The sequence below is a fragment of the Streptomyces sp. NBC_01439 genome (assembly GCF_036227605.1).
Taxonomy (GTDB): domain Bacteria; phylum Actinomycetota; class Actinomycetes; order Streptomycetales; family Streptomycetaceae; genus Streptomyces.
In genome coordinates this window covers 7,091,947-7,113,337 of the sequence record NZ_CP109487.1, presented here as the reverse complement: position 1 = coordinate 7,113,337, position 21,391 = coordinate 7,091,947, and the positions used below count along the sequence as shown (strand labels likewise).

Below are 21,391 nucleotides of genomic sequence, written 5' to 3'. Positions count from 1 at the left end.
CAAACGGAACCCTTGGTTGCCGCCGTTCACCGCAGTGCAGACCGGGACAAGCCGCCCGCGGGGCCCTGTCCGTCACAGGGCCTTCACATGACCGCCCCTCACCCGGCCCTTCGTACGGCACTTCGCGCGGCCGATCGTGCACGGGCCCTTCACATGAGGGGGGTGAGGAAGCGGCGCAGGGCCTCCTCGTAGCCGGCCGGGTCGGCGTTCCACATCGCGCCGTGCCCGGCCGCGCTCACGGTGTGCAGCGCGACGAGGTCCGGGCGGGCCGCGGCGAGCCTGCGCGAGGGCCCCCAGGGGGCGAGCGCGTCGTCCGGGCCGTGGAAGATCAGTACGGGGACGCGCAGCGCGCCGGGGTCGGCGCCCGCGGGCCGGCGGTCGGCACGCAGGCCCGTGAGGCCTTCGGCGGCCCGGACGGCCAGCGGCAGCACCACGCCGGGGACGCCGCGCGCCGCGGCGAGCCCGCGCAGGGTGGTGTGCCAGTCGAGTACCGGGGAGTCCAGGACCAGCCCGGAGATCCGGTGGGCGAGCGGCGAGCGCTCGAAGGCGTGCAGGGCCATGGTGGCGCCGGTGGACCAGCCGTACAGGACCACGCGGCGGGCTCCGTAGCGCAGGGCGTAGCGGATGGCGGCATCCAGGTCGCGCCATTCCGATTCGCCGAGGTGGCCGAGACCGTCCGGGGAGGAGGGGGCGCCCAGGTCGCCCCGGTAGCCGAGGTCCAGGACGGGGAGCTGGTGGCGGTTGAGGAAGGGCATGACCACCATCGGGTGCTCCCGGCTGCTGCCGAGCCCGTGCACGGCGATCACCCAGGTGTCCCGGGCGGCGGGCACGAACCAGGCGGGCAGGGCGCCGAGCTCCCCGGGGACGTCCACGTCGGCGTGGTCGAGCCCGAGGGCGGTGCGCGGGTTGCCGACGTACACCTGGGGGGTGAGGGAGACCCGGGTGCCGGGGTCGAGGGTGCCGTGGGTGACGGAGACGAGCTGCCGCACGACGGCGTCGGGGCCGGGGTCGGCGTCCGGGACCACGGGCCCGACGACGGCGTGCACGCCGGGTGCGACCAGGCCGTACGTGCCGGGGCGCAGGGAGGCGAGCGAGCGGGTCAGTGTGATCCGACCGTCAGCGGTGGAGTGGACGCTGAGCTTCGGCCCGCCGGGGAGCGGGCGCCCCGGTTCGGGCCGCAGGGTCGCGTCGGCGGCGTGCCGGGCGACGGCGACGGCGGCCGCGCCCGCACCGAGGAGGGTCGTCGTGACGGCCGCAGCCGTCGCTGTCGCGGTACGCACTGCTCCAGTGTCGGGTCGGGGCCTCGGGCGGGCCACCGGAGCGGATCCTTCCGCGACGGGTACAGGGACGCGCGCGGAGGGGGTGATCTAGGTCTCATTCGAGGCCCGGGGAGCGGGGTCGCGCGCACGGCGAACCCTCTGCGGAGGGGTTCATTCACCCGGCTTTGACGTGCATTAATGGTGCTATCACTGTAAGAATCAGGACGAATGGCCCGATCGCACCCCGGGCCAGTACACCGCTCCGCCCAAGTCAGTTCATCTTCTGTTCACTCAGGTTGCCTACGGTCGCCGAGCCACTGACGTCAAACAGAAGCCTGGGTAAATGGAGCACATAACGCTTCTCCTCGGGATCGTGATCATTACCGCTCTCGTGTTCGACTTCACGAACGGTTTCCACGACACAGCCAACGCGATGGCTACCACCATCTCGACCGGCGCCCTCAAGCCCAAGACGGCGGTGGCCATGTCCGCCGTGCTCAACCTCGTCGGCGCGTTCATGTCCGTGGAGGTCGCCAAGACGATCTCCAAGGGGCTCGTCAACGAGGAGGGCATCCAGCCAGAGGTGATCTTCGCCGCCCTGGTCGGAGCGATCCTCTGGAACCTCGTCACCTGGCTGGTCGGTCTTCCCTCCAGCTCCTCGCACGCCCTGATGGGTGGCCTCATCGGTGCCGCGGTCGCCTCCGCCGGCATCGGCGCGGTCAACGGCAGCGTCGTCATCACCAAGGTCCTCATCCCCGCGATCGCCGCCCCGCTGGTGGCCGGCATCGCCGCGTACCTGGCCGCCAAGGTCACGTACAAGCTGGGGAACAAGGTCGGCGAGAAGACCTCCGCCAAGGGATACCGCGCCGGCCAGATCGCCTCGGCCGGTCTCGTCTCCCTCGCGCACGGCACCAACGACGCGCAGAAGACGATGGGCATCATCACCCTGGCCCTCATCGCCGGCGGCGCGATCGCGCCCGACGCGAACCCGCCGGTCTGGGTCATCGTCTCCGCCGGTATGGCCATCGCGATGGGCACCTACCTGGGCGGCTGGCGCATCATCCGCACCATGGGCAGCGGCCTGACCGACCTGCACCCGCAGCAGGGCTTCGCCGCCCAGACCTCGGCCGCGTCCGTCATCCTCGCCTCCTCGAACCTGGGCTTCTCGCTCTCCACCACCCACTCGTGCTCCGGTGCGGTCATGGGTGCGGGCCTGGGCCGCAAGGGCGGTGTGGTCCGCTGGTCCACCGCGACCCGCATGTTCGTCGCCTGGGGCCTGACCCTGCCGGCCGCCGCGCTGGTCTCGGCCGGTGCCGAGCTGGTCATGCGCATCGGTGACGTCGGCATCGCCGCGGTCACGGTCTTCCTGGTCGGCTCCTGCCTGGCCATCTGGCTCATCTCGCGCCGCCAGGTCGTCGACCACAACAACGTCAACGAGGTGGAGCAGGCCCGCGCCGAGGAGCCGGGTGTCGTCACCACGGCGATCGCCGCGGTCACCGTCCCGCCGACCGTCGCCGTCGCCGCCGCCGGCACCACCACCGCCGCGGCAACGACCGCCGAGGTCACGGACGAAGCCCTCAAGGCCACCATCCCGGCCGCGACGCAGACCCCGGCGGCTCCGGCCGCCGCGGTCTGACCGAGACAGAGACACAGACCCGGACATTCAGAAAGCGGCAGTATGAAGATCGACTGGGAAGCGCTCGGCTCCGTCTTCGGGGTCAGCCTCTTCGCCACCGTCGCCCTCGTGACCCTCTTCACCCTGGGCCTGGTGGGCCTGTCCAAGCACGAGACCGCCACCGAGCAGGGCGGCACCGCCACCCTCGCCCGCAGCGGCGCGTACGCCTGCTTCGCCGTCATCGCGGCGGCCGTGGGCTACGGGATCTACCTGATCGTCGCCTGATCCGCCGCCCCGCGGCCGACCGGGCGTGAAGGCTCCCTCCGGGTTTGTCCCGGAGGGAGCTTTTCGCATCCCGTGCCCCTGCCGCGCCGCAGGTCAACGGCGAGTTGACGGGCCTTCGACGTGCGTGGTGGACTGCCGGAGCCAATACGGCGGCATGGAGAGGAAGTCCGGTGCGAATCCGGCGCGGTCCCGCCACTGTCACCGGAACCGCACGCCGTGCGTGCGTCCCGGGAGCCAGGAACTCTCGCCGCCGGACACGTCGAACCAGGGCGCGGACCCTGAGTGAGGACATACCTGCCACCATGCGTGCCGATCGCGTCTTTGCGTACGGCGCCACGGCGGGCCTGATCGGCGACCGGATCCTCGGGGATCCGCGCCGAGGGCACCCCGTGGCCGCCTTCGGACGGGCCGCCACCGCCGTCGAACGCTCCCTGTGGCGCGACGACCGCGCCCGGGGCCTCCTGCACACCCTGGTGTGCGCCGGGGGCGCGGCCGCCGTCGGAGTGCTGGGCGCCCGAGCCGTGCGCTCCCGGCCCGCGGCCGCCCGTATCGCCCTGACCGCCGCCGCCACCTGGGCCGTCGTGGGCGGCACCTCCCTGGGCCGGGAGGCCCGCGCCATCGGCGGCGCGCTCGCCGCCGGGGACGCCGAGGTGGCCCGGGAGCGGCTGCCCCACCTGTGCGGACGCGACCCGCAGGCCCTGGACGGGCAGCAGATGGCCCGCGCCGTCGTGGAGTCCGTCGCCGAGAACACCTCCGACGCGGTGGTCGGCGCCCTCGTGTGGGGCGCCGTCGCCGGAGTCCCCGGACTGCTGGCCTTCCGCGCCGTGAACACCCTGGACGCGATGGTCGGCCACAAGTCCCCCCGCTACCTGCGCTACGGCTGGGCCTCCGCCCGGCTCGACGACCTGGCCGGCTGGCCGGGAGCCCGGCTGACGGCGGTCGCCGCCGTACTGGCCGGCCCCGACCGGCGGGGCGCCGTACGGGCCTGGCGCGCGGACGCCGCCGCGCACCCGAGCCCGAACGCTGGACCCGTCGAGGCCTCCTTCGCCGGGGCGCTGGGCGTCAGACTGGGCGGCACCCTCGCGTACGGCGGCCGGGTCGAGCACCGGGCCGTACTGAACGGCGGGGCGGGGCGGCCGGTGGAGGTCGCGGACATCGAGCGTGCGGTACGGCTGTCGCGGCAGGTGACCTGGCTGGCCCTCGGCGCCTGCGTGGCCGCCCGGCTGCTCGTGACACGAGTACGAGGGGGACGCGCATGAGCGGCGCGAAGCGCGGCGGCGGTCTGCTGGTCGCGGGCACCACGTCGGACGCGGGCAAGAGCGTGGTCACGGCGGGCATCTGCCGCTGGCTGGCCAGACAGGGCGTGAAGGTCGCGCCCTTCAAGGCGCAGAACATGTCGCTGAACTCCTTCGTGACGCTGGAGGGCGCCGAGATCGGGCGCGCCCAGGCGATGCAGGCCCAGGCGGCCCGCGTGGAGCCGACGGCACTGATGAACCCGGTGCTGCTCAAGCCGGGCAGCGACCGCAGCAGTCAAGTGGTGCTGCTGGGCAAGCCGGTGGGCGAGATGAGCGCCCGCGGCTACCACGGCGGGCGCCAGGAGCAGCTGCTCGGCATCGTCACGGACTGCCTGGAGCAGTTGCGGGGCACGTATGACGCCGTGATCTGCGAGGGGGCGGGAAGCCCGGCCGAGATCAACCTGCGCCGGACCGACATCGTGAACATGGGGATCGCGCGGGCCGCGCGGTTCCCGGTGGTCGTGGTCGGGGACATCGACCGCGGCGGCGTCTTCGCGTCCTTCTTCGGGACGACGGCGCTGCTCTCCCCCGAGGACCAGTCCTTGATCGCCGGCTACGTGGTCAACAAGTTCCGCGGCGACGTGTCGCTGCTGGAGCCCGGCATGGAGATGCTCCGCGGCCTGACGGGCCGGGCCACGTACGGGGTGCTGCCGTTCCAGCACGGCCTGGGCATCGACGAGGAGGACGGCCTGCGGGTCTCCCTGCGCGGAGCGGTGCGCGAGTCCGTGGTCGCGCCCCCGGTGGGCGAGGACGTGCTGCGGGTCGCCGTGTGCGCGGTGCCGCTGATGTCGAACTTCACGGACGTCGACGCGCTCGCGGCGGAGCCGGGGGTCGTCGTGCGGTTCGTGGACCGGGCCGAGGAACTGGCCGACGCGGACCTGGTCGTCGTACCCGGCACCCGGGGCACGGTGAAGGCCCTCCAGTGGCTGCGCGAGCGCGGGCTCGCGGACGCGCTGCTGCGGCGGGCCGCCGAGGGGCGGCCGGTGCTGGGCATCTGCGGCGGGTTCCAGGCGCTGGGCGAGCGGATCTCGGACGAGGTCGAATCGAAGGCGGGCGAGGTCGACGGCCTCGGCCTGCTCCCCGTACGGGTCCGCTTCGAGCGGGAGAAGACCCTGGCCCGCCCCGTGGGCTCGGCGCTGGGCGAGGAGGTCGCGGGCTACGAGATCCACCACGGCGTGGCCGAGGTGCTGGGCGGCGAGGCCTTCCTGGACGGCTGCCGGGTCGGGTCGGTGTGGGGCACCCACTGGCACGGCTCGCTGGAGTCGGACGGCTTCCGCCGGGCGTTCCTGCGGGAGGTGGCCGCGGCCGCCGGCCGCCGTTTCGTCCCGGCGCCGGACACCTCGTTCGCCGCGCTGCGGGAGGAGCAGCTGGACCTGCTGGGCGACCTGATCGAGCAGCACGCGGACACCGTTGCGCTGCTTCGGCTGATCGAGGGCGGCGCCCCGGCAGGACTCCCCTTCCTCCCGCCGGGCGCGCCGTGACGGGCGCCCGGGCCCTGCGGGGCTCTCCCCCGCCCCGTCCCTTCCCGGAACGGGGCTCCGCCCAGACCCGCGCATTCCCACCGCACCGGGCGCACGGCACCAGCCGAATCAAGCCCCGCCGGCGATTGAGGCGCGGGGTCCGGGGCGGAGCCCCGGCAGCGGCGCCGCACCCGGCAACGGTCCTCACCTTCCAAGGAGTGAGCAACACATGAGCATCCCCTTCCCCTTCACGGCGGTGGTGGGCCAGGGCGACCTGCGCCTGGCCCTGCTCCTCAACGCCGTGAGCCCGGCGGTCGGCGGGGTGCTCGTGCGCGGCGAGAAGGGGACCGCCAAGTCCACCGCCGTGCGCGCGCTGTCGGCGCTGCTGCCGCAGGTCGACGTCGTTCCCGGCTGCCGGTTCTCCTGCGCGCCGGCCGCGCCCGACCCGTCGTGCCCGGACGGCCCGCACGAGTCCGGGCCCGGCGCCCTGCGGCCCGCGCGCATGGTGGAGCTGCCCGTCGGCGCCTCCGAAGACCGGCTGGTCGGTGCTCTGGACATCGAACGCGCCCTCGCCGAGGGGGTGAAGGCCTTCGAGCCCGGCCTGCTGGCCGACGCGCATCGCGGGATCCTCTACGTCGACGAAGTGAACCTCCTCCACGACCACTTGGTGGACGTGCTGCTGGACGCCGCCGCGATGGGCGCCTCGTACGTGGAGCGCGAGGGCGTCTCCGTCCGGCACGCCGCCCGCTTCCTGCTCGTCGGCACGATGAACCCGGAGGAGGGCGAGCTGCGGCCGCAGCTCCTCGACCGGTTCGGACTCACCGTCGAGGTGGCCGCCTCCCGCGAGCCCGCCCAGCGCGTCGAGGTGGTCCGGCGCCGGCTCGCCTACGAGGACGACCCGGCGGGCTTCGCGAACCGCTGGGCCGGGGAGGAGCACGAGGTCCGCGCCCGGGTGGTGGCCGCGCGGGCGCTGCTCCCGAAGGTCTCGCTCGGCGACACCGCGCTCCTGCAGATCGCGGCGACCTGCGCCGGGTTCGAGGTCGACGGGATGCGTGCCGACATCGTGATGGCCCGGACCGCGACCGCGCTGGCCGCCTGGGCCGGGCGGACCGACGTGCGCAAGGAGGACGTCCGGCAGGCCGCCCTGCTGGCGCTCCCCCACCGGCGCCGCCGCAACCCGTTCGACGCGCCGGGACTGGACGAGGACCTGCTCGACCGGATCCTGGACGGGTTCCCCGACGAGGAGCCGGAGCCCGAGCCGGAGCCCGAGGGCCCCGACGACGACGGGCCCGGGGACGGCGGACCCGACGGCGGCCCGGGCGGCACGCCCCCGCAGGACGGCGGACCCCAGGACCCGGGTCCCTCGGTCGAGGCCCCCGAGACCCCCGAAAGCGGCGAGGCGCCGGCGGAAGCCCCGGAGGCCCCGCAGCCCGCCGCCCAGGAGGGCACCGGGCCCGAGCAGGCCGCGGTAGGTGCCGCCGAGCCGTTCCGGACCAAGATGCTCAGCGTGCCCGGCCTCGGCGAGGGCGCGTCGGGCCGCCGTTCCCGCGCCCGTACCTCCCACGGCCGTACCACCGGCGCCCAGCGCCCGCGCGGACACCTGACGAAACTGCACCTGACCGCCACCATCCAGGCCGCCGCCCCGCACCAGAAGGCGCGCGGGCGCGACGGGCGCGGCCTCGTGATCCGCAAGGACGATCTGCGCCAGGCCGCGCGGGAGGGGCGCGAGGGCAACCTCGTCCTCTTCGTCGTCGACGCCTCCGGCTCCATGGCCGCCCGGCAGCGCATGAGCGCGGTCAAGGGCGCCGTGTTGTCCCTGCTCCTGGACGCCTACCAGCGCCGGGACAAGGTCGGTCTGATCACCTTCCGGGGGTCCACGGCCGACCTGGCCCTGCCGCCGACCTCCTCGGTGGACGCGGCTGCGGCCCGGCTGGAGCAGCTGCCGACGGGCGGCCGCACCCCGCTGGCGGCCGGGCTGCTGAAGGCCCACGAGGTGCTGCGGATCGAGCGGCTGCGGGATCCCTCGCGCCGGCCGCTGCTCGTGGTCGTCACCGACGGGCGGGCCACCTCGGCCGGGAACGCCGGGGGCCGTACGGACAGCAGCCCGCGGGAGCTCGCGGGGCACAGCGCGCGGCTGCTGCAGGCCGGGGGCGTCGCCTCGGTGGTCGTGGACTGCGAGTCCGGGCCGGTCCGGCTGGGACTGGCCGGCGTACTGGCCCGCGACCTCGGCGGGCCCGCCGTCACGCTCGACGGGCTGCGGGCCGACTCGCTGGCCGGGCTCGTGAAGAACGTACGTACCGCGGTGACGTCCACCGCTTCACCCCACAGCAGCAACAGGAGGGCCGCGTAATGCCTCAGGGACAGCCGTCCGTCGTTCCGGACGACGGGCTCACGACGCGCCAGCGCCGCAACCGTCCGCTGGTCTTCGTCCACACCGGCCCCGGCAAGGGCAAGTCCACGGCGGCCTTCGGGCTGGCGCTGCGCGCCTGGAACCAGGGCTGGCCGATCGGGGTGTTCCAGTTCGTCAAGTCGGCGAAGTGGAAGGTCGGCGAGGAGAACGCGCTGAAGGTGCTCGGCGCCTCCGGCGAGGGCGGCTCCGTCGTCTGGCACAAGATGGGCGAGGGCTGGTCCTGGGTCCAGCGGGACGCGCAGCTCGACAACGAGCAGGCGGCCAAGGAGGGCTGGGAGCAGGTCAAGCGCGATCTGGCCGCCGAGACGCACAAGCTGTACGTGCTCGACGAGTTCGCCTACCCGATGCACTGGGGCTGGATCGACGTCGACGAGGTCATCGAGGTGCTGCGGGGCCGTCCCGGCACGCAGCACGTGGTGATCACGGGCCGCAACGCGCCGGAGAAGCTGGTGGAGTTCGCGGACCTCGTCACCGAGATGACCAAGGTCAAGCACCCGATGGACACGGGACAGAAGGGCCAGAAGGGCATCGAGTGGTGACTTCGTACCCGTTCAACGTGCCCCGGCTGGTCATAGCCGCTCCCTCCTCGGGCAGCGGCAAGACCACCGTGGCCACGGGCCTGATGGCGGCCTTTTCGGAGCGCGGCCTCGCCGTGTCCCCGCACAAGGCCGGGCCCGACTACATCGACCCCGGCTACCACGCGCTGGCCACCGGCCGGCCGGGGCGCAACCTCGACGCCTTCATGTGCGGGCCGGAGCTGGTCGCTCCGCTGTTCGCACACGGGGCGGTCGGGTGTGACCTGGCCGTCGTCGAAGGCGTCATGGGGCTCTACGACGGCGCCGCGGGGCGGGGCGAACTGGCGTCCACGGCGCAGGTCGCGAAGTTGCTGCGGGCGCCGGTGGTGCTGGTGGTCGACGCCTCCTCGCAGTCGCGTTCGGTGGCGGCGCTGGTGCACGGCTTCGCGTCCTTCGACCCGCAGGTGCGGCTGGGGGGCGTGATCTTGAACAAGGTCGGCTCCGACCGGCACGAGGTGATGCTGCGGGAGGCCCTGGAGGAGGCAGGGATGCCGGTCCTCGGTGTCCTGCGGCGGGCTCCGCAGGTGGCCACTCCCTCGCGCCACCTGGGTCTGGTCCCGGTGGCCGAGCGGCACACCGACGCGCTGGCCTCGGTGGCGGCGCTGGCCGCGCAGGTCCGCGCGGGCTGCGACCTGGACGCCCTGATGGCCCTGGCCCGCACGGCCCCACCGCTGCACTGCGAGCCGTGGTCGCCCCGTCAAGCCCCGCCGGCGATCGAGGCGCGGGAGTCCGGGGGCTGCGCCGCCGGCAACGGCGCCGCCCCCGCGGACCTCGACGGAGCCCCGGGCAGCGGCGCCGCACCGGTCGTCGCCGTCGCCGGCGGCGCCGCTTTCACCTTCTCCTACGCCGAGCACACGGAGCTGCTCACCGCCGCCGGAGCGGAGGTCGTCACCTTCGACCCGCTCCGGGACGAGGCGCTCCCGCCCGGCACCACCGGCCTGGTGATCGGCGGCGGATTCCCGGAGGTGTACGCGCCCGAGCTGTCCGCCAACGAACCGCTGCGGGCGGCCGTCGCCGCCTTCGCCGCGGCCGGCGGCCCGATCGCCGCCGAGTGCGCCGGGCTGCTGTACCTCGGCCGGTCGCTGGACGGGAAGCCCATGTGCGGGGTGCTCGACGCCGATGCGCGGATGTCGGAGCGCCTCACCCTCGGCTACCGCGAGGCGGTGGCGGTGTCCGACAGCGCGCTCGCGCGGGCCGGGACCCGGCTGCGCGGGCACGAGTTCCACCGGACGGTGATCGAGCCGGGCGCCGGAACGGCCCCGGCCTGGGGGTTCACCCACCCGGAGCGCCGGGTCGAGGGCTTCGTGCAGCAGGGTGTGCACGCCAGCTACCTGCACACGCACTGGGCGGCGGAGCCGTCCGTCGCGCGCCGTTTCACGGAAGCCGCGGCAGCACGGTCGTGACCTCCGTCCCCGGCCGGCGCTCAGTCCGCGATGCCCACCACCAGCCAGATCCCGGCCACCCCGCCCACCGTGCACATCAGCGTGGACAGGGCGGGGTGCTTGTGGTGCGCTTCGGGCAGGATCTCGGCGGACGCGAGGTACAGCAGGACTCCTCCGAAGAAGCCGAGGTACGCGCCGAGGGGTTCCTCCGGAAGGGTGAACAGCAAGGTGGACGCCGCGCCCACGACCGGGGCGACGGCGTCCGCGAAGAGCATCATCAGGGCCTTGCGGCGGTCGTTCCCGTAGAGGCTGGTGAGCGTGTACGTGTTGAACCCGTCGGCGAAGTCGTGGGTGATGACGGCCAGCGCCACGGCCACGCCCATCCCCCCGCCGACCTGGAAGGCCGCACCCAGGGCCACCCCGTCGGCGAGGCTGTGGCCGACCATGGCCGCGGCCGCGGTGAGCCCGACCTGGGGGACGCGGGCGCCGTCCTCGGCGCCGTGCGCGGCCTGGCGAACCGCCAGCAGCCGTTCCACGACGTGCGCGATCAGGAATCCGGCCACGAAGAGCAGCAGGGCGAGCGGGACGCCGAACACCTCCTCGCCCGCCGCGTGGAGGGCCTCCGGGAGCAGGTCGAGGCCCACGACGCCGAGCATCAGCCCGCCGGCCAGGCCCAGCACGAGGTGGCGGCGGTCGGTGACGCGCTGCGCCGCCCATCCGCCCGCCAGGGTCATCAGGAACGCGCCCAACGCCACGATCACGGCCATGCGCCCCTGAATACAGACTCCTCGCCCCGAGCGCACGTCCGCGCGCGAGTGGCGGGTGGCGGAGTGTTGACGGCCGACCGGCCGGGCATGTGCCGGTGACGGGCCGGTGATGGGCCGGTGACGGTGACTACGGAGGGATGGCCCCCGGTGGGCGAGTACGCGACGCAGGTGGTGGTCGGTGTCGGCGGACGCGCGGGGGTTTCCGTCGCGGAGGTCTGCGCCCTGGTCGAGGAGACGCTGCGCGGGGCCGGGCTGACCGTGGGGGCGGTGACGGCGCTGGCCACGGTGGAGTCCAAGGCGGGCGAGGCCGGGATCACGGGCGCGGCGGAACGATTCGGCGTGCCCTTGGTGAGCTACCCCGCCGACCAGCTGGCCGCCATCGCCGTGCCGCACCCCTCGGAGGCGGCGCGCACCGCCACCGGAACCCCCTCGGTGGCGGAGGCCGCGGCCCTCGCGGGCGGCGGGGAACTCCTCGTGCCCAAGCGGCGGTCGGTTTCGGCGACCTGCGCCGTGGCCACGGCCGCCGCGCACGACCTGCGCCACCACGGGGACGCCGAGGTGATCGACGCGGGCTCCGCGCTGGTGGACCTGGCGGTCAACGTACGTGCGGACACCCCGCCGGACTGGCTCAAGCAGCGGATCGCCGCCTCGCTCGGGGACCTCGCCGCATATCCCGACGGGCGGCGCGCCCGCGCGGCGGTGGCGGCCCGGCACGAGCTGCCGGTCGAACGGGTGCTGTTGACGGCCGGGGCCGCGGAGGCCTTCGTACTGATCGCCCGGGCCCTGGGAGCCGAACGGCCGGTCGTGGTGCATCCGCAGTTCACCGAGCCGGAAGCGGCCCTGCGGGACGCGGGGCACCAGGTCGAGCGCGTGGTGCTGCGGGCGTCGGACGGCTTCCGGCTGGACCCGGCGGCCGTGCCGGAGGACGCGGACCTGGTGGTGATCGGCAATCCGACCAACCCGACGTCCGTGCTGCACCCCGCGGGAAGCCTCTCCGCGCTGGCCCGGCCGGGCCGGATCCTGGTCGTGGACGAGGCGTTCATGGACGCGGTCCCGGGCGAGCGGGAGGCCCTGGCCGGACGGATGGACCTGCCCGGGCTGGTGGTGCTGCGGAGCCTGACCAAGACGTGGGGGCTGGCGGGGCTGCGGATCGGCTACGTGCTGGCCGAGCCCGAGGTGATCGCGAAGCTGGCGGCCGCGCAGCCGTTGTGGCCGGTGTCGACCCCGGCGCTGGTGGCGGCCGAGGCCTGTGTGGCTCCGGCGGCGCTCGCCGAGGCGGAGGAGGCGGCCCGGCGGATCGCGGTGGACCGGGCGCACCTGCTGGCCGGGCTCGCGGAGTTCGACGAGGTGACGGCCGTCGGGGTGGCGGAGGGGCCGTTCGTCCTGATCCGGGTGGCCGGCGGGGCCGAGGTCCGCACCCGGCTGCGCGCCCTCGGCTTCGCCGTCCGCCGCGGGGACACCTTCCCGGGGCTGGACCACTCCTGGCTCCGACTGGCGGTGCGCGACCGGGCGACGACGGGCCGGCTGCTCCAAGCACTGGACCACGCCCTCGCACTGGCCGCGCGCTGAGCTTGAGCCGAGCGCGGACCGAGCGCGGACCGAGCGCGGACCGAGCGCCAGCTGAGCGCGCGCTGAGCGCGAACCGGCCGTTCCGACCTCCACGACACCCGTCCGACCTGCGGTCCTTACGGAGCGCCGACGGTGCAGTCACCCGTACGGCTCCGTACGCTGGCCTCGGGGGCGGGGCCGAGTGAGGATCCCCGCATCAGTGCATGACACCGGGGGTAGGGAATGAATTCATCCGCGAAGATGGGCACGGCTCTGGCCGTGCTGGCGGTCGTGGGCGGCGGGATCTACGCCGTACCGCAGCTGTTGAACAACGGCGGGGGGCCCGCCACCGGGCAGCGGTTCCAGGGCGAGCCGGGCCGGGACAAGACGGACGCGCCCGCCGGCGCCGCCGCCGGCAAGCCGTTCACGCTGGTGGCGACCGGCGACATCATCCCGTACCCGTCGATCGTCCAACGGTCGGCGCAGGACGCGGGCAAGGCCGGAGAGTACGACTTCCGGAAGATACTCGCCGGGGTCAAACCCCTGGTCTCCGCCGCCGACCTGGCGATATGCCACCACGAGATACCGTACGGCCGCCCGGGCGGCCCCTACACCGGCTATCCCACCTTCAAGGCCCCGCACCAGTTGGCGGACGCCCTGGGGGACGCCGGGTACGACAGCTGTTCCACCGCCTCGAACCACACCCTGGACGACGGCTACGAGGGCCTCGCCCGCACTCTGGACCACCTCGACCGGGTCGGCATCCCGCACGTCGGCTCGGCCCGCAGCGCGGAGGAGGCCAAGGCCCCGGCGCTGCTCGCGGCGGGCGGGGCGAAGGTCGCCCAGCTCTCCTACACGTACGGCACGAACGGCATCCCGCTTCCCCCGGGCAAGCCGTGGGCCGTCAATCTGATCGACGAGGACCGGATCATCGCCGACGCCCGGGCCGCTCGGGCGGGGGGCGCGAACGTGGTGGTGCTCAGCGTCCACTGGGGCACCGAGTGGCAGACAGCGCCCGATGACCAGCAGAAGGCACTGGCGCAGGCGCTGACCGCCGCCCGCTCGGCCGACGGACTCCCCGACATCGATCTGATCATCGGCACGCACAACCACGTGCCGCAGCCCTACGAGAAGATCAACGGCACCTGGGTGGTCTTCGGGATGGGCGACCAGGTCGCCAGCTTCGTACCGGCCGACAAACTGCGCGGCAACCAGTCCTCGATCCCCCGCTTCACCTTCTCCCCGGCAGCGGGCCATCCGGGCCGCTGGGAGGTGGTGAAGGCCGAATACCTCACGCAGTACTCGGACATGGGGCCGCCGTTCCGCGTCGTCTGCGCCTCCTGCGCGGCCTCGGACACCTCGCTCCCGGCCGCGAAGCGGAGCGAGTACGAGCGGATCGACCGGCAGGTCACCGAGGCCGTGATGTCACGTGGCGCGGGTGGACAGGGCCTGGAGCACGCCGCCCGCTGAGCACGCCACGCGCCGAACGTGTCGCGCGCCGAGCGCATCGCGCGCCGAGCCGGCCGTCGAGCCCGCGGCCACCGGGGCCCGCAGGCCACCGGTACCCGCAGGCCCGTGCGTCGCCGGGCACGCCGCCCGTCCTCGCCCGTCACCCGTTGAGCGCTCCCCTCCGTGCGCTCCTCGGGGCGGGCGCGCCGGGCGGCGGCCCGGGGCTCCCGGCCGCCCTACGAGGCCCTGCCCCGCCGGGTGATCAGGAGCGCGCCCCCACCGATGGCGAGCAGGGTCAGGGCCCCGCCGGCGACGTAGGGAGTCAGTGAACCGCCGCCGGTCTCGGCGAGGTTGGCACCGGTGGTGCCGGAATTGCCGGCGGTGCCGCCGGACACGGCGGAACCGGAGCCCGTCCCCGTCGCCGCCTGGGGCTTGATGTCCGGGTTCGCGGGCGGGTTCGACGCCGGCGCCGCGCCCGTCGGGGACTCGCAGTGCGCCTCGGCGAGCACGATCTCACCGTCGACCTTCGCCACGTTCAAGTTCAGCGGGTTGATCGCCACCTTCAGGCGGAGCGCGGCCGCGGCGGCCGTGGTGGAGGTGGTCTCCGTACCGGACAGCTCCAGGTCGATCTGACCCACTCCGGGGACCTCGATCTTGGTGGGGCCGCCCGCCGACAGCGTGACCTTCTTGCCGAGCGCGGTCACCTTCCCGAGGGCGTTCGCACTGGCCACCGGCTTCTTGCCCGCCTCGCAGACGGCCTTGGAAGTGACCTTCTCCACCTCGATGAGGGAGAGCAACGGCAGTCCGGGCACGTGGACGGAGGCCTTGGCGAGGTTCGCCTCCGCCTCGGCCCGGGTCTTGTCGGCGGTGGCCTTGGAGGTGGCCACGTCAGCGCGCAGCACGCTGACCGGATTGTTCCCCTCGGCCCCGTCCACGGTGACGGTCAACGCGGTCTTCTCGGCCGTCGCCGGGGCGCTGACCTCGTTCAGGGTCGTCTTCAGCGGGACGTGCACGGTCGTGTTGAGCAGGCCCACGTCCAGTGCGGCGCGCAGGACGACGGCGCCGGCCTTGCCCTCTCCCCCGGCCGCGCCGCCTCCCGTGGCGAAGGCGGGCGGAGCGGCGAGCAGGGCCATCGCTCCCGTGGCGAGGAGGACGGCCGCGGGCCTGCGGAAGGTATGGCTGTTCACAGTGGTGGAACCCCCCGGGGAGTTGGGTGCCGTCGCGCCGCCGATGGGGGACATCGCGGGCGCCGACGGACTCGACTCCGGAATCTTTACGCACTGTGGGTGAACGAGGGTCAACCTGATGCGAGTTCACCCCAAAGGGTGGTTTCCGGGAGCATATTCGAATCGTCGCGCCCCATGAAGAACGCGAGTTCCCTCCTTTCACGGAGGCTCGCCCCGTGCGGTCTCTTTCAACGACCGATGGGTCCCCGATGTCACGCGGCGTCAACCGGGCGCCAACGCGGGGCTCAGGCCCGGACCCTGCCGTTCACGACGACCCGCAGCGGCTGCGCGAGCACGCGTACGTCGGCCCGCGGGTCGGCGGCGTACACCACGAGGTCGGCGGGCGCCCCCTCGGTCAGCCCCGGCCTGCCGAGCCACTCGCGGGCCGCCCAGGTCGTCGCGGAGAGGGCGTCGATCGGCGGGATACCGGCTTTGACCAGTTCCGCGACCTCCGCCGCGACCAGGCCGTGCGGCAGGGAGCCTCCCGCGTCGGTGCCGACGAAGACGTCGATGCCCGCGTCGTAGGCGGAGCGGACGGTGTCGTAGCGCCGTTCGTGGAGCCGCAGCATGTGCGCCGACCAGCGGGGGAACTTCGCATCGCCGCCCGCCGCCAGCTTCGGGAAGGTCGCGATGTTCACGAGCGTCGGGACGATCGCGACCCCGCGGTCCGCGAACAGCGGGATGGTGTCCTCGGTGAGGCCGGTGGCGTGTTCGATGCAGTCGATGCCCGCCTCGACCAGGTCGCGCAGCGAGTCCCCGGCGAAGCAGTGCGCGGTGACGCGGGCGCCGAGCCGATGCGCCTCGGCAATGGCCGCCTCGACCTCGGCGCGCGGCCAGCAGGCCGTGAGGTCCCCGGCCTCGCGTTCGATCCAGTCTCCTACGAGCTTGACCCAGCCGTCACCGCGCAGCGCCTCGCGGCCGACGTAATCGACGAGGTCGGCGGGTTCGATCTCGTGGGCGTAGTTGCGGATGTAGCGGCGGGTGCGCGCGATGTGCCGCCCGGCCCGGATGATCTTCGGCAGGTCCTCGCGGTCGTCGATCCAGCGGGTGTCGGAGGGCGAACCGGCGTCCCGGATGAGGAGGGTGCCGGCGTCGCGGTCGGTGAGGGCCTGGCGCTCGGCGGTCTCGGCGTCGACCGGGCCGTGGGCGTCCAGGCCCACGTGGCAGTGCGCGTCGACCAGTCCGGGTAGGGCCCAGCCGGTCACCGTGGTGATCTCGCGGGCGCCGGGCGGGCGCTCGTAGGAGATCCGCCCGCCGACCACCCACAGCTCGTCGCGCACCTCGTCGGGCCCGATCAGCACCCGCCCCTTGACGTGCAGCACATCGCGCCCGTCGCGCACATCGCCTGCCTGGCTCACACCGCTCACATCGCTCATGGCGGCACTGTACGCACGGGCCCCGCCGCTTCAGGAGGCGGAGAGGGCGTCCAGCAGCCGGTCCACGTCCGCCTCCGTGTTGTAGAGGTGGAACGAGGCCCGCAGGAGGCCCGCGCGCGCCGATGTGACGATGCCGGCCGCCTCCAGGACGGGCTGCCGGTCGGCGAGGCCCGGTACGGAGACGATGGCGGAGTCCCCGGGGACGGGTTCGTGGCCCAGGCGCGCGAGCCCGGCCCGGTAGCGGGCGGCCAGGGCGGTGTCGTGGGCGTGGACGGCCTCGATGCCGATCCGCTCCAGCAGGGCCAGCGCCGGCTCGGACGCGTGGTAGGCGAGGAAGGCCGGGGACTCGTCGAACCGCCGCGCTCCGTGGGCGAGTTCCGCCATCGGCCCGTAGGTGGCGCCCCCTTCGGCCACCGCCGGAACCCATCCGGCGTGCAGCGGGGTCAGCGTGTGCTGGGCCTGCGGCGACACCGTCAGGTACGAGGCTCCGCGCACGCCGAGCAGCCATTTGAAGCCGCCGGCGACCGTGTACTCGTACGGCGAGGCGTCGAAGGGGAGCCAGCCGACCGCCTGGGTCGCGTCCACGAGCATCCGGGCCCCGTGCGCGGTCGCCGCGGCGCGCACCGCCGCCAGGTCGGCCTTGCGGCCGTCCGCGGACTGCACGACGCTCAGCGAGACCAGAGCGGTACCGGGGCCCACGGCCTCGGCGACGGCTTCGAGCGGGGCGAAGCGCACCTTGAGGTCGCCGCGCGCCACGAAGGGGTTGATCACTGAGGAGAACTCGCCCTCGGGACAAAGCACTTCGGCGCCCGGCGGGAGCGAGGCGGCGACGAGGCCGACGTGGGTGGAGACGGCCGAGCCGGTGGACACCCGGTCGGTGTCCACCCCGACCAGGCGGGCGAAGGCCGCCCGGGCCCCGTTCACGCGGTCGAAGTCGCCGAAGCCGGTGGGGAGCCCGGCCCCCGCCGCCTCGGCCAGCTCCCGTACGGCTGCGACGGCGGAACGCGGGACGACCCCGCAATTGGCGGTGTTGAGGTAGGTGGTGGAGTGGGCGAACTCGGCACGGGTCGCTTCGGCGAGCAGAAGATCCATGCCTTCAACTGTGCGCCAGACCACGCCCACAGTCCATCGCCGAGACCCCTGAGGCCCCCGAGACCCCTGAGGCCCCCGGCTCTCCCCGAGCGGTCCTTATGCCTGGGGGACCGCGCACGCGCCGTCGGGCTCGCAGGCCTCGGCGGCGGGGGCCGGTTCCAGGGCCTCGCGCCCGGCCCACGCCTGCTCCAGGGCCCGGGTGAACACCTCTGCCGGCTGTCCGCCGGAGATCCCGTAGCGGCGGTCGAGGACGAAGAACGGCACGGCGTTCGCTCCCAGCTCGGCGGCTTCGCGCTCGTCGGCCCGGACCGCGTCGGCGTAGGCGGAGTCGTCGGCGAGGACGGCGCGGGCCTCGGCCCCGTCGAGTCCGGCCTCGACGGCGAGCTCGATCAGAACTTCGGGGTCGAAGACGGAGCGCTCCTCGCCGAAGTTGGCCCGGTAGGCGAGGTCGAGCAGCTGCTCCTGCCGGCCGCGGGCGGCGGCCAGGTGGAGCAGCCGGTGGATGTCGAAGGTGTTGCCGTGGTCGCGACCCTCGGTCCGGTAGGTGAGCCCCTCCGCGCGGGCGCTGGCGGCGACGTGCTCCTCCATGCCGCGCGCCTCGTCGAGGGTGCGGCCGTACTTCTTGGCGAGCATCTCCACGACGGGAGTGGTGACGCCCTTCGCCCCGCCCGGGTCGAGTTCGAAGGACCGGAAGACGACCTCCACCTCGTCGCGGTGCGCGAACTCGGCGAGGCCCTTGGCGAAACGGGCCTTTCCGATGTAGCACCAGGGACAAGCGATGTCGCTCCAGATTTCGACGCGCATGATCCTTCTTCTCTCCGGGTTCAGGGGGAAACGGTTTGCGGTTCAACCATTCGCCGCCCCGTCTCATTCCCCGGACGGGGCAGATGCCCGGCCCACCTGGAGCCAGAGGGTGCGGTGGGTGCCCGAGCGCGGGGCCGAGGGATCCGCGAGCCACCCCTGGGTGGCGTAGAAGGCCTGGGCGCGGAGGTTGTGTTCGTAGACCTCCAGGCGGACCCGGCGGATTCCGGCCCGCCGCCAGGCGTCCAGGCAGGCGGCGTGCAGGGCGGCCCCGGTGCCGCGGCGCCAGTGGACGGGGTCGACGTGGAGCTGGGTGAGGGTGGTCTCGCCGTCCTGCGTGCGGAACGCGGCGACCCCGGTGAGCTCGCCGTCCTGCTCGGCGCAGAGCACCTCGCCCTCGGCCGCGTCCCGGGCGATGGCCCGCGACCAGCCCTCGCGGGTCCGCTGGAGCTCGGCGTCGCCCAGGTAGGCCTGCTCGGGGATGTGGCCCTGGTAGTAGGTGGCGCGGGCCCGGGTGTGCAGGGCGGCGATCGCAGGGAGGTCGTCGGGGTGCGCGGCTCTGATCATGGGAGGGGGAACGCGCCGGGAACCCCGACGGTTCCCGGCGCTCCGTCCGCGCGGCCTCCGCGGCTACTTCTTCAGCCACGCCTCCATCATCTTCTGGGCGATGGGCGCGGCCAGCTTCCCGCCGCCGATCTCGGAACGGTCGGTGTCGGAGTTCTCGATCACCACGGCCACCGCGATCTGCTTGCCGTTCGACTTGCCGTACGAGGTGAACCAGGCCAGCGGAGCGAGGCTGTTGTTGACACCGCGCTGGGCGGTACCGGTCTTGCCGCCCACCTCGGCGCCGGACACCTGGGCCGGCTTGCCGCCGCCTTCGGTGGCGACCGTGCGCATGGCGTCGCGGATCATCGAGGCGGTCTTCTCCCCCATGACCCGCTGGGACTTCGCGTCCTTGAAGCTCTCCAGCACGTTGCCGCCCGCGTCGGTGACCTCGGATACGACGTGCGGGGCGACGAGCTTGCCGCCGTTCTCGATCGCGGCGGTCACCATCGCCATCTGGAGCGGGGTGGCCTGCACGTCGAACTGGCCGATACCCGTCTGCGCGACCTGGTCGATCGACATCTTCTTCGACGGGTACTTGCTGGGCGGGTTGGTGCGCACCGGCGTGTCGATCTGCACGTTGAATCCGAGCTTCTCGGCCGTCGCCCGCATCTTGTCCTGGCCCAGCTTGGAAGCGAGCTCGGCGAAGACGTTGTTGCAGGACAGCCTCAGGGCGGTGCGCACCGAGACGTTGTTGCAGGCCGCGGAGCCCGCCTCGCTGGGCAGCGGGGTACGGGTGCCGGGAATCGTGTACGGGTCGGCGATGCCGGTCTGCCGGTCGATGTCGGTGACGAGGCCGTTCTCGATCGCCGCGGCGAGGGTGACCAGCTTGAAGGTGGAGCCGGGTGCCTGGGGCTTGCGCAGCGCCACGTTCTCCATGGCCTTGCCCTTGTCCGCGGAGAGCTCCGTCCAGGCCTTCTCGTCGTTGGCGCCGGCGATGGTGCCCGGGTCGAAGGAGGGATTGTTCACCACGGCGAGGATCTCGCCGGTTCCGGGGTCCAGGGCCACGGCCGCGCCCTGCTTGCCCTGGAGCGCGTCATAGGTGGCCTTCTGGACGTCCTTGTCGATGGTGGTCAGGACGTTGCCGGGGGAAGCCCGCTTATTGGTGAGCATGTCCATGACCGTCTTCAGTCGGCTGTCGGAGCCGTTGAGGACGTTCCTGTAGATGCCCTCCAGCATGGTGCTGCCGTAGGCCTGGGAGCTGTAGCCCGTGATGGGGGCGTAGAGGGGACCGTCGACGTACGTCCGCTTGTAGCCGAAGTCCTTGCCGCCCGTCTTCACCGAGCCGGTGATCGCCTCCCCACCCACGATGATGTTCCCCAGCGGGTTCTCGTACTGCCCGATGAGATTCCGGCGGTTGTGCTTGTCGTCTGCGAGGGCCTGGCCTTGGTATGCCTGCACCCAGGTGACGCGGACCAGCAGGGCCAGCACCAGGAGCAGACAGAAGACCGACGCACGCCTGATCGTCTTGTTCATCCCCCAGAAGGACGTCCCGGCGGTCCCAGCCGTTCCGCTCTGCCCCGATTGTGGCGGGGTTCTCAGTGTTTCTTCATGATGAAACCTCCCTCGTAGGCCGCGATGACCGCCTGGGTGCGGTCGCGGGAGCCGGTCTTGGTGAGGACCGACCCGACATGGGTCTTGATGGTCTGCGGTCCGACGCCGAGGCGCTCGCTCATCTCGTGGTTGGACAGTCCGGTGGCCATCAGGCGCAGGACGTCGGCCTCGCGCTCGGTGAGTCGGGCCACCCAGGGCGCGCCGGCGGTCGGGACGCCGGCCGCGTGGGCGGCGGCCAGGGAGCGTACGGCGGCCGGGAAGAGCAGCGAGTCACCGCGGGCGACGAGTCGGACCGCGCCGATCAGCTCGTCCGGGTCGGCCCGTTTGAGGAGGAAGCCGGCGGCTCCGGCGCGCAGCGCGTCGTAGACGTAGGCGTCGTTCTCGAAGGTGGTGACGACCACGATCCGGGGCGGCTCGGCCATGGTGGCGAGGATCTGTTCGGTGGCCCGGATGCCGTCGATCTCGGGCATCCGCACGTCCATGAGCACCACGTCGGGGGCCAGTGAGCGGACCAGCGGAACCGCCTCGGCCCCGGTGGCCGCCTCACCGACGACCTCCAGGTCGGCTTCGGCCTCCAGGATCACCCGCAGCGCGGTGCGGACCATCCGCTCGTCGTCGCAGAGCACGATGCGCAGCGACGGCCGAGGCGCGGGAGCGGACACGGGGGCAGGGGCAGGCACGGGGGCAGGGGCAG

Annotated in this window: 18 protein-coding genes and 1 riboswitch; of the genes, 9 read left to right on the top strand and 9 right to left on the bottom strand. The window is 73.4% G+C overall.

Translation table 11 applies throughout. The features are described 5' to 3' along the window. Nucleotides 1-149: 149 nt before the first annotated feature. Entirely contained in the window at nt 150-1,280 is a 1,131-nt protein-coding gene (locus tag OG207_RS32355; protein WP_329103392.1) for an alpha/beta hydrolase family protein, read from the bottom strand. Nucleotides 1,281-1,602: 322 nt separating this feature from the next. Between OG207_RS32355 and OG207_RS32350 the strand changes: the two genes are divergently transcribed. The 7 genes from OG207_RS32350 to OG207_RS32320 all read left to right on the top strand — a co-directional run bounded on the left by OG207_RS32350 (nt 1,603) and on the right by OG207_RS32320 (nt 10,302). Beyond that, entirely contained in the window at nt 1,603-2,895 is a 1,293-nt protein-coding gene (locus OG207_RS32350) for an inorganic phosphate transporter (protein ID WP_329103391.1), read from the top strand. Nucleotides 2,896-2,937: 42 nt separating this feature from the next. Further along, entirely contained in the window at nt 2,938-3,159 is a 222-nt protein-coding gene (locus tag OG207_RS32345; RefSeq protein WP_327386129.1) for a hypothetical protein, read from the top strand. 111 nt (nt 3,160-3,270) lie between these two features. Beyond that, nucleotides 3,271-3,425: riboswitch (cobalamin riboswitch) on the top strand. Nucleotides 3,426-3,461: 36 nt separating this feature from the next. Beyond that, nucleotides 3,462-4,418: a cobalamin biosynthesis protein gene (locus tag OG207_RS32340; RefSeq protein WP_329103390.1), complete on the top strand. Its 957-nt coding sequence runs from the start codon at nt 3,462-3,464 to the stop codon at nt 4,416-4,418. Continuing rightward, nucleotides 4,415-5,935: a cobyric acid synthase gene (locus OG207_RS32335; protein WP_329103388.1), complete on the top strand. Its 1,521-nt coding sequence runs from the start codon at nt 4,415-4,417 to the stop codon at nt 5,933-5,935. The genes OG207_RS32340 and OG207_RS32335 overlap by 4 nt, the downstream gene beginning before the upstream one ends. A 208-nt stretch (nt 5,936-6,143) precedes the next feature. Then, nucleotides 6,144-8,264 (top strand): putative cobaltochelatase, encoded by a 2,121-nt coding sequence (locus OG207_RS32330; RefSeq protein WP_329103386.1) that lies wholly within the window; start codon nt 6,144-6,146, stop codon nt 8,262-8,264. Continuing rightward, a complete protein-coding gene (cobO, locus tag OG207_RS32325) occupies nt 8,264-8,863 on the top strand; it encodes a cob(I)yrinic acid a,c-diamide adenosyltransferase (RefSeq protein WP_030386572.1) in 600 nt (199 codons plus the stop codon). The genes OG207_RS32330 and cobO overlap by 1 nt, the downstream gene beginning before the upstream one ends. Further along, complete coding sequence (locus OG207_RS32320; protein WP_329103384.1) at nt 8,857-10,302, top strand: cobyrinate a,c-diamide synthase; 1,446 nt, start codon at nt 8,857-8,859, stop codon at nt 10,300-10,302. The genes cobO and OG207_RS32320 overlap by 7 nt, the downstream gene beginning before the upstream one ends. Before the next feature lie 20 nt (nt 10,303-10,322). Here the strand turns inward: OG207_RS32320 and OG207_RS32315 are convergent, their stop codons facing one another. Continuing rightward, entirely contained in the window at nt 10,323-11,048 is a 726-nt protein-coding gene (locus OG207_RS32315; protein ID WP_329103383.1) for a ZIP family metal transporter, read from the bottom strand. A gap of 147 nt (nt 11,049-11,195) precedes the next feature. Here OG207_RS32315 and cobC point away from each other — a divergent pair, with 147 nt between their 5' ends. Continuing rightward, a complete protein-coding gene (cobC, locus tag OG207_RS32310) occupies nt 11,196-12,617 on the top strand; it encodes an Rv2231c family pyridoxal phosphate-dependent protein CobC (RefSeq protein WP_329103381.1) in 1,422 nt (473 codons plus the stop codon). A gap of 222 nt (nt 12,618-12,839) precedes the next feature. Continuing rightward, nucleotides 12,840-14,066, top strand: a complete 1,227-nt coding sequence (locus tag OG207_RS32305; RefSeq protein ID WP_329103379.1) for a CapA family protein — start codon at nt 12,840-12,842, stop codon at nt 14,064-14,066. Between the two features lie 215 nt (nt 14,067-14,281). Here the strand turns inward: OG207_RS32305 and OG207_RS32300 are convergent, their stop codons facing one another. The 7 genes from OG207_RS32300 to OG207_RS32270 form a co-directional block, all read right to left on the bottom strand. After that, nucleotides 14,282-15,232 carry an SCO1860 family LAETG-anchored protein gene (locus OG207_RS32300; protein WP_329103377.1) on the bottom strand — a complete coding sequence of 317 codons (951 nt, stop codon included), beginning with the start codon at nt 15,230-15,232 and terminating at the stop codon, nt 14,282-14,284. Nucleotides 15,233-15,516: 284 nt separating this feature from the next. Continuing rightward, nucleotides 15,517-16,647 (bottom strand): amidohydrolase family protein, encoded by a 1,131-nt coding sequence (locus OG207_RS32295; RefSeq protein WP_329103374.1) that lies wholly within the window; start codon nt 16,645-16,647, stop codon nt 15,517-15,519. A gap of 30 nt (nt 16,648-16,677) precedes the next feature. Further along, nucleotides 16,678-17,739 (bottom strand): aminotransferase class V-fold PLP-dependent enzyme, encoded by a 1,062-nt coding sequence (locus OG207_RS32290; RefSeq protein ID WP_329103372.1) that lies wholly within the window; start codon nt 17,737-17,739, stop codon nt 16,678-16,680. A gap of 96 nt (nt 17,740-17,835) precedes the next feature. After that, nucleotides 17,836-18,543, bottom strand: coding sequence for a DsbA family oxidoreductase (locus tag OG207_RS32285; RefSeq protein ID WP_329103369.1), 708 nt, complete (start codon nt 18,541-18,543; stop codon nt 17,836-17,838). 63 nt (nt 18,544-18,606) lie between these two features. Beyond that, on the bottom strand, nt 18,607-19,107 hold the full coding sequence (locus OG207_RS32280; protein WP_329103366.1) for a GNAT family N-acetyltransferase: 501 nt from the start codon (nt 19,105-19,107) through the stop codon (nt 18,607-18,609). A 63-nt stretch (nt 19,108-19,170) separates the two neighbouring features. Continuing rightward, the gene (locus OG207_RS32275; protein ID WP_329103364.1) at nt 19,171-20,619 is read right to left on the bottom strand and encodes a peptidoglycan D,D-transpeptidase FtsI family protein; all 1,449 of its coding nucleotides are present in this window, start codon (nt 20,617-20,619) and stop codon (nt 19,171-19,173) included. A 62-nt stretch (nt 20,620-20,681) separates the two neighbouring features. Next, complete coding sequence (locus tag OG207_RS32270) at nt 20,682-21,332, bottom strand: response regulator transcription factor (RefSeq protein ID WP_329108053.1); 651 nt, start codon at nt 21,330-21,332, stop codon at nt 20,682-20,684. Nucleotides 21,333-21,391 lie beyond the last annotated feature (59 nt).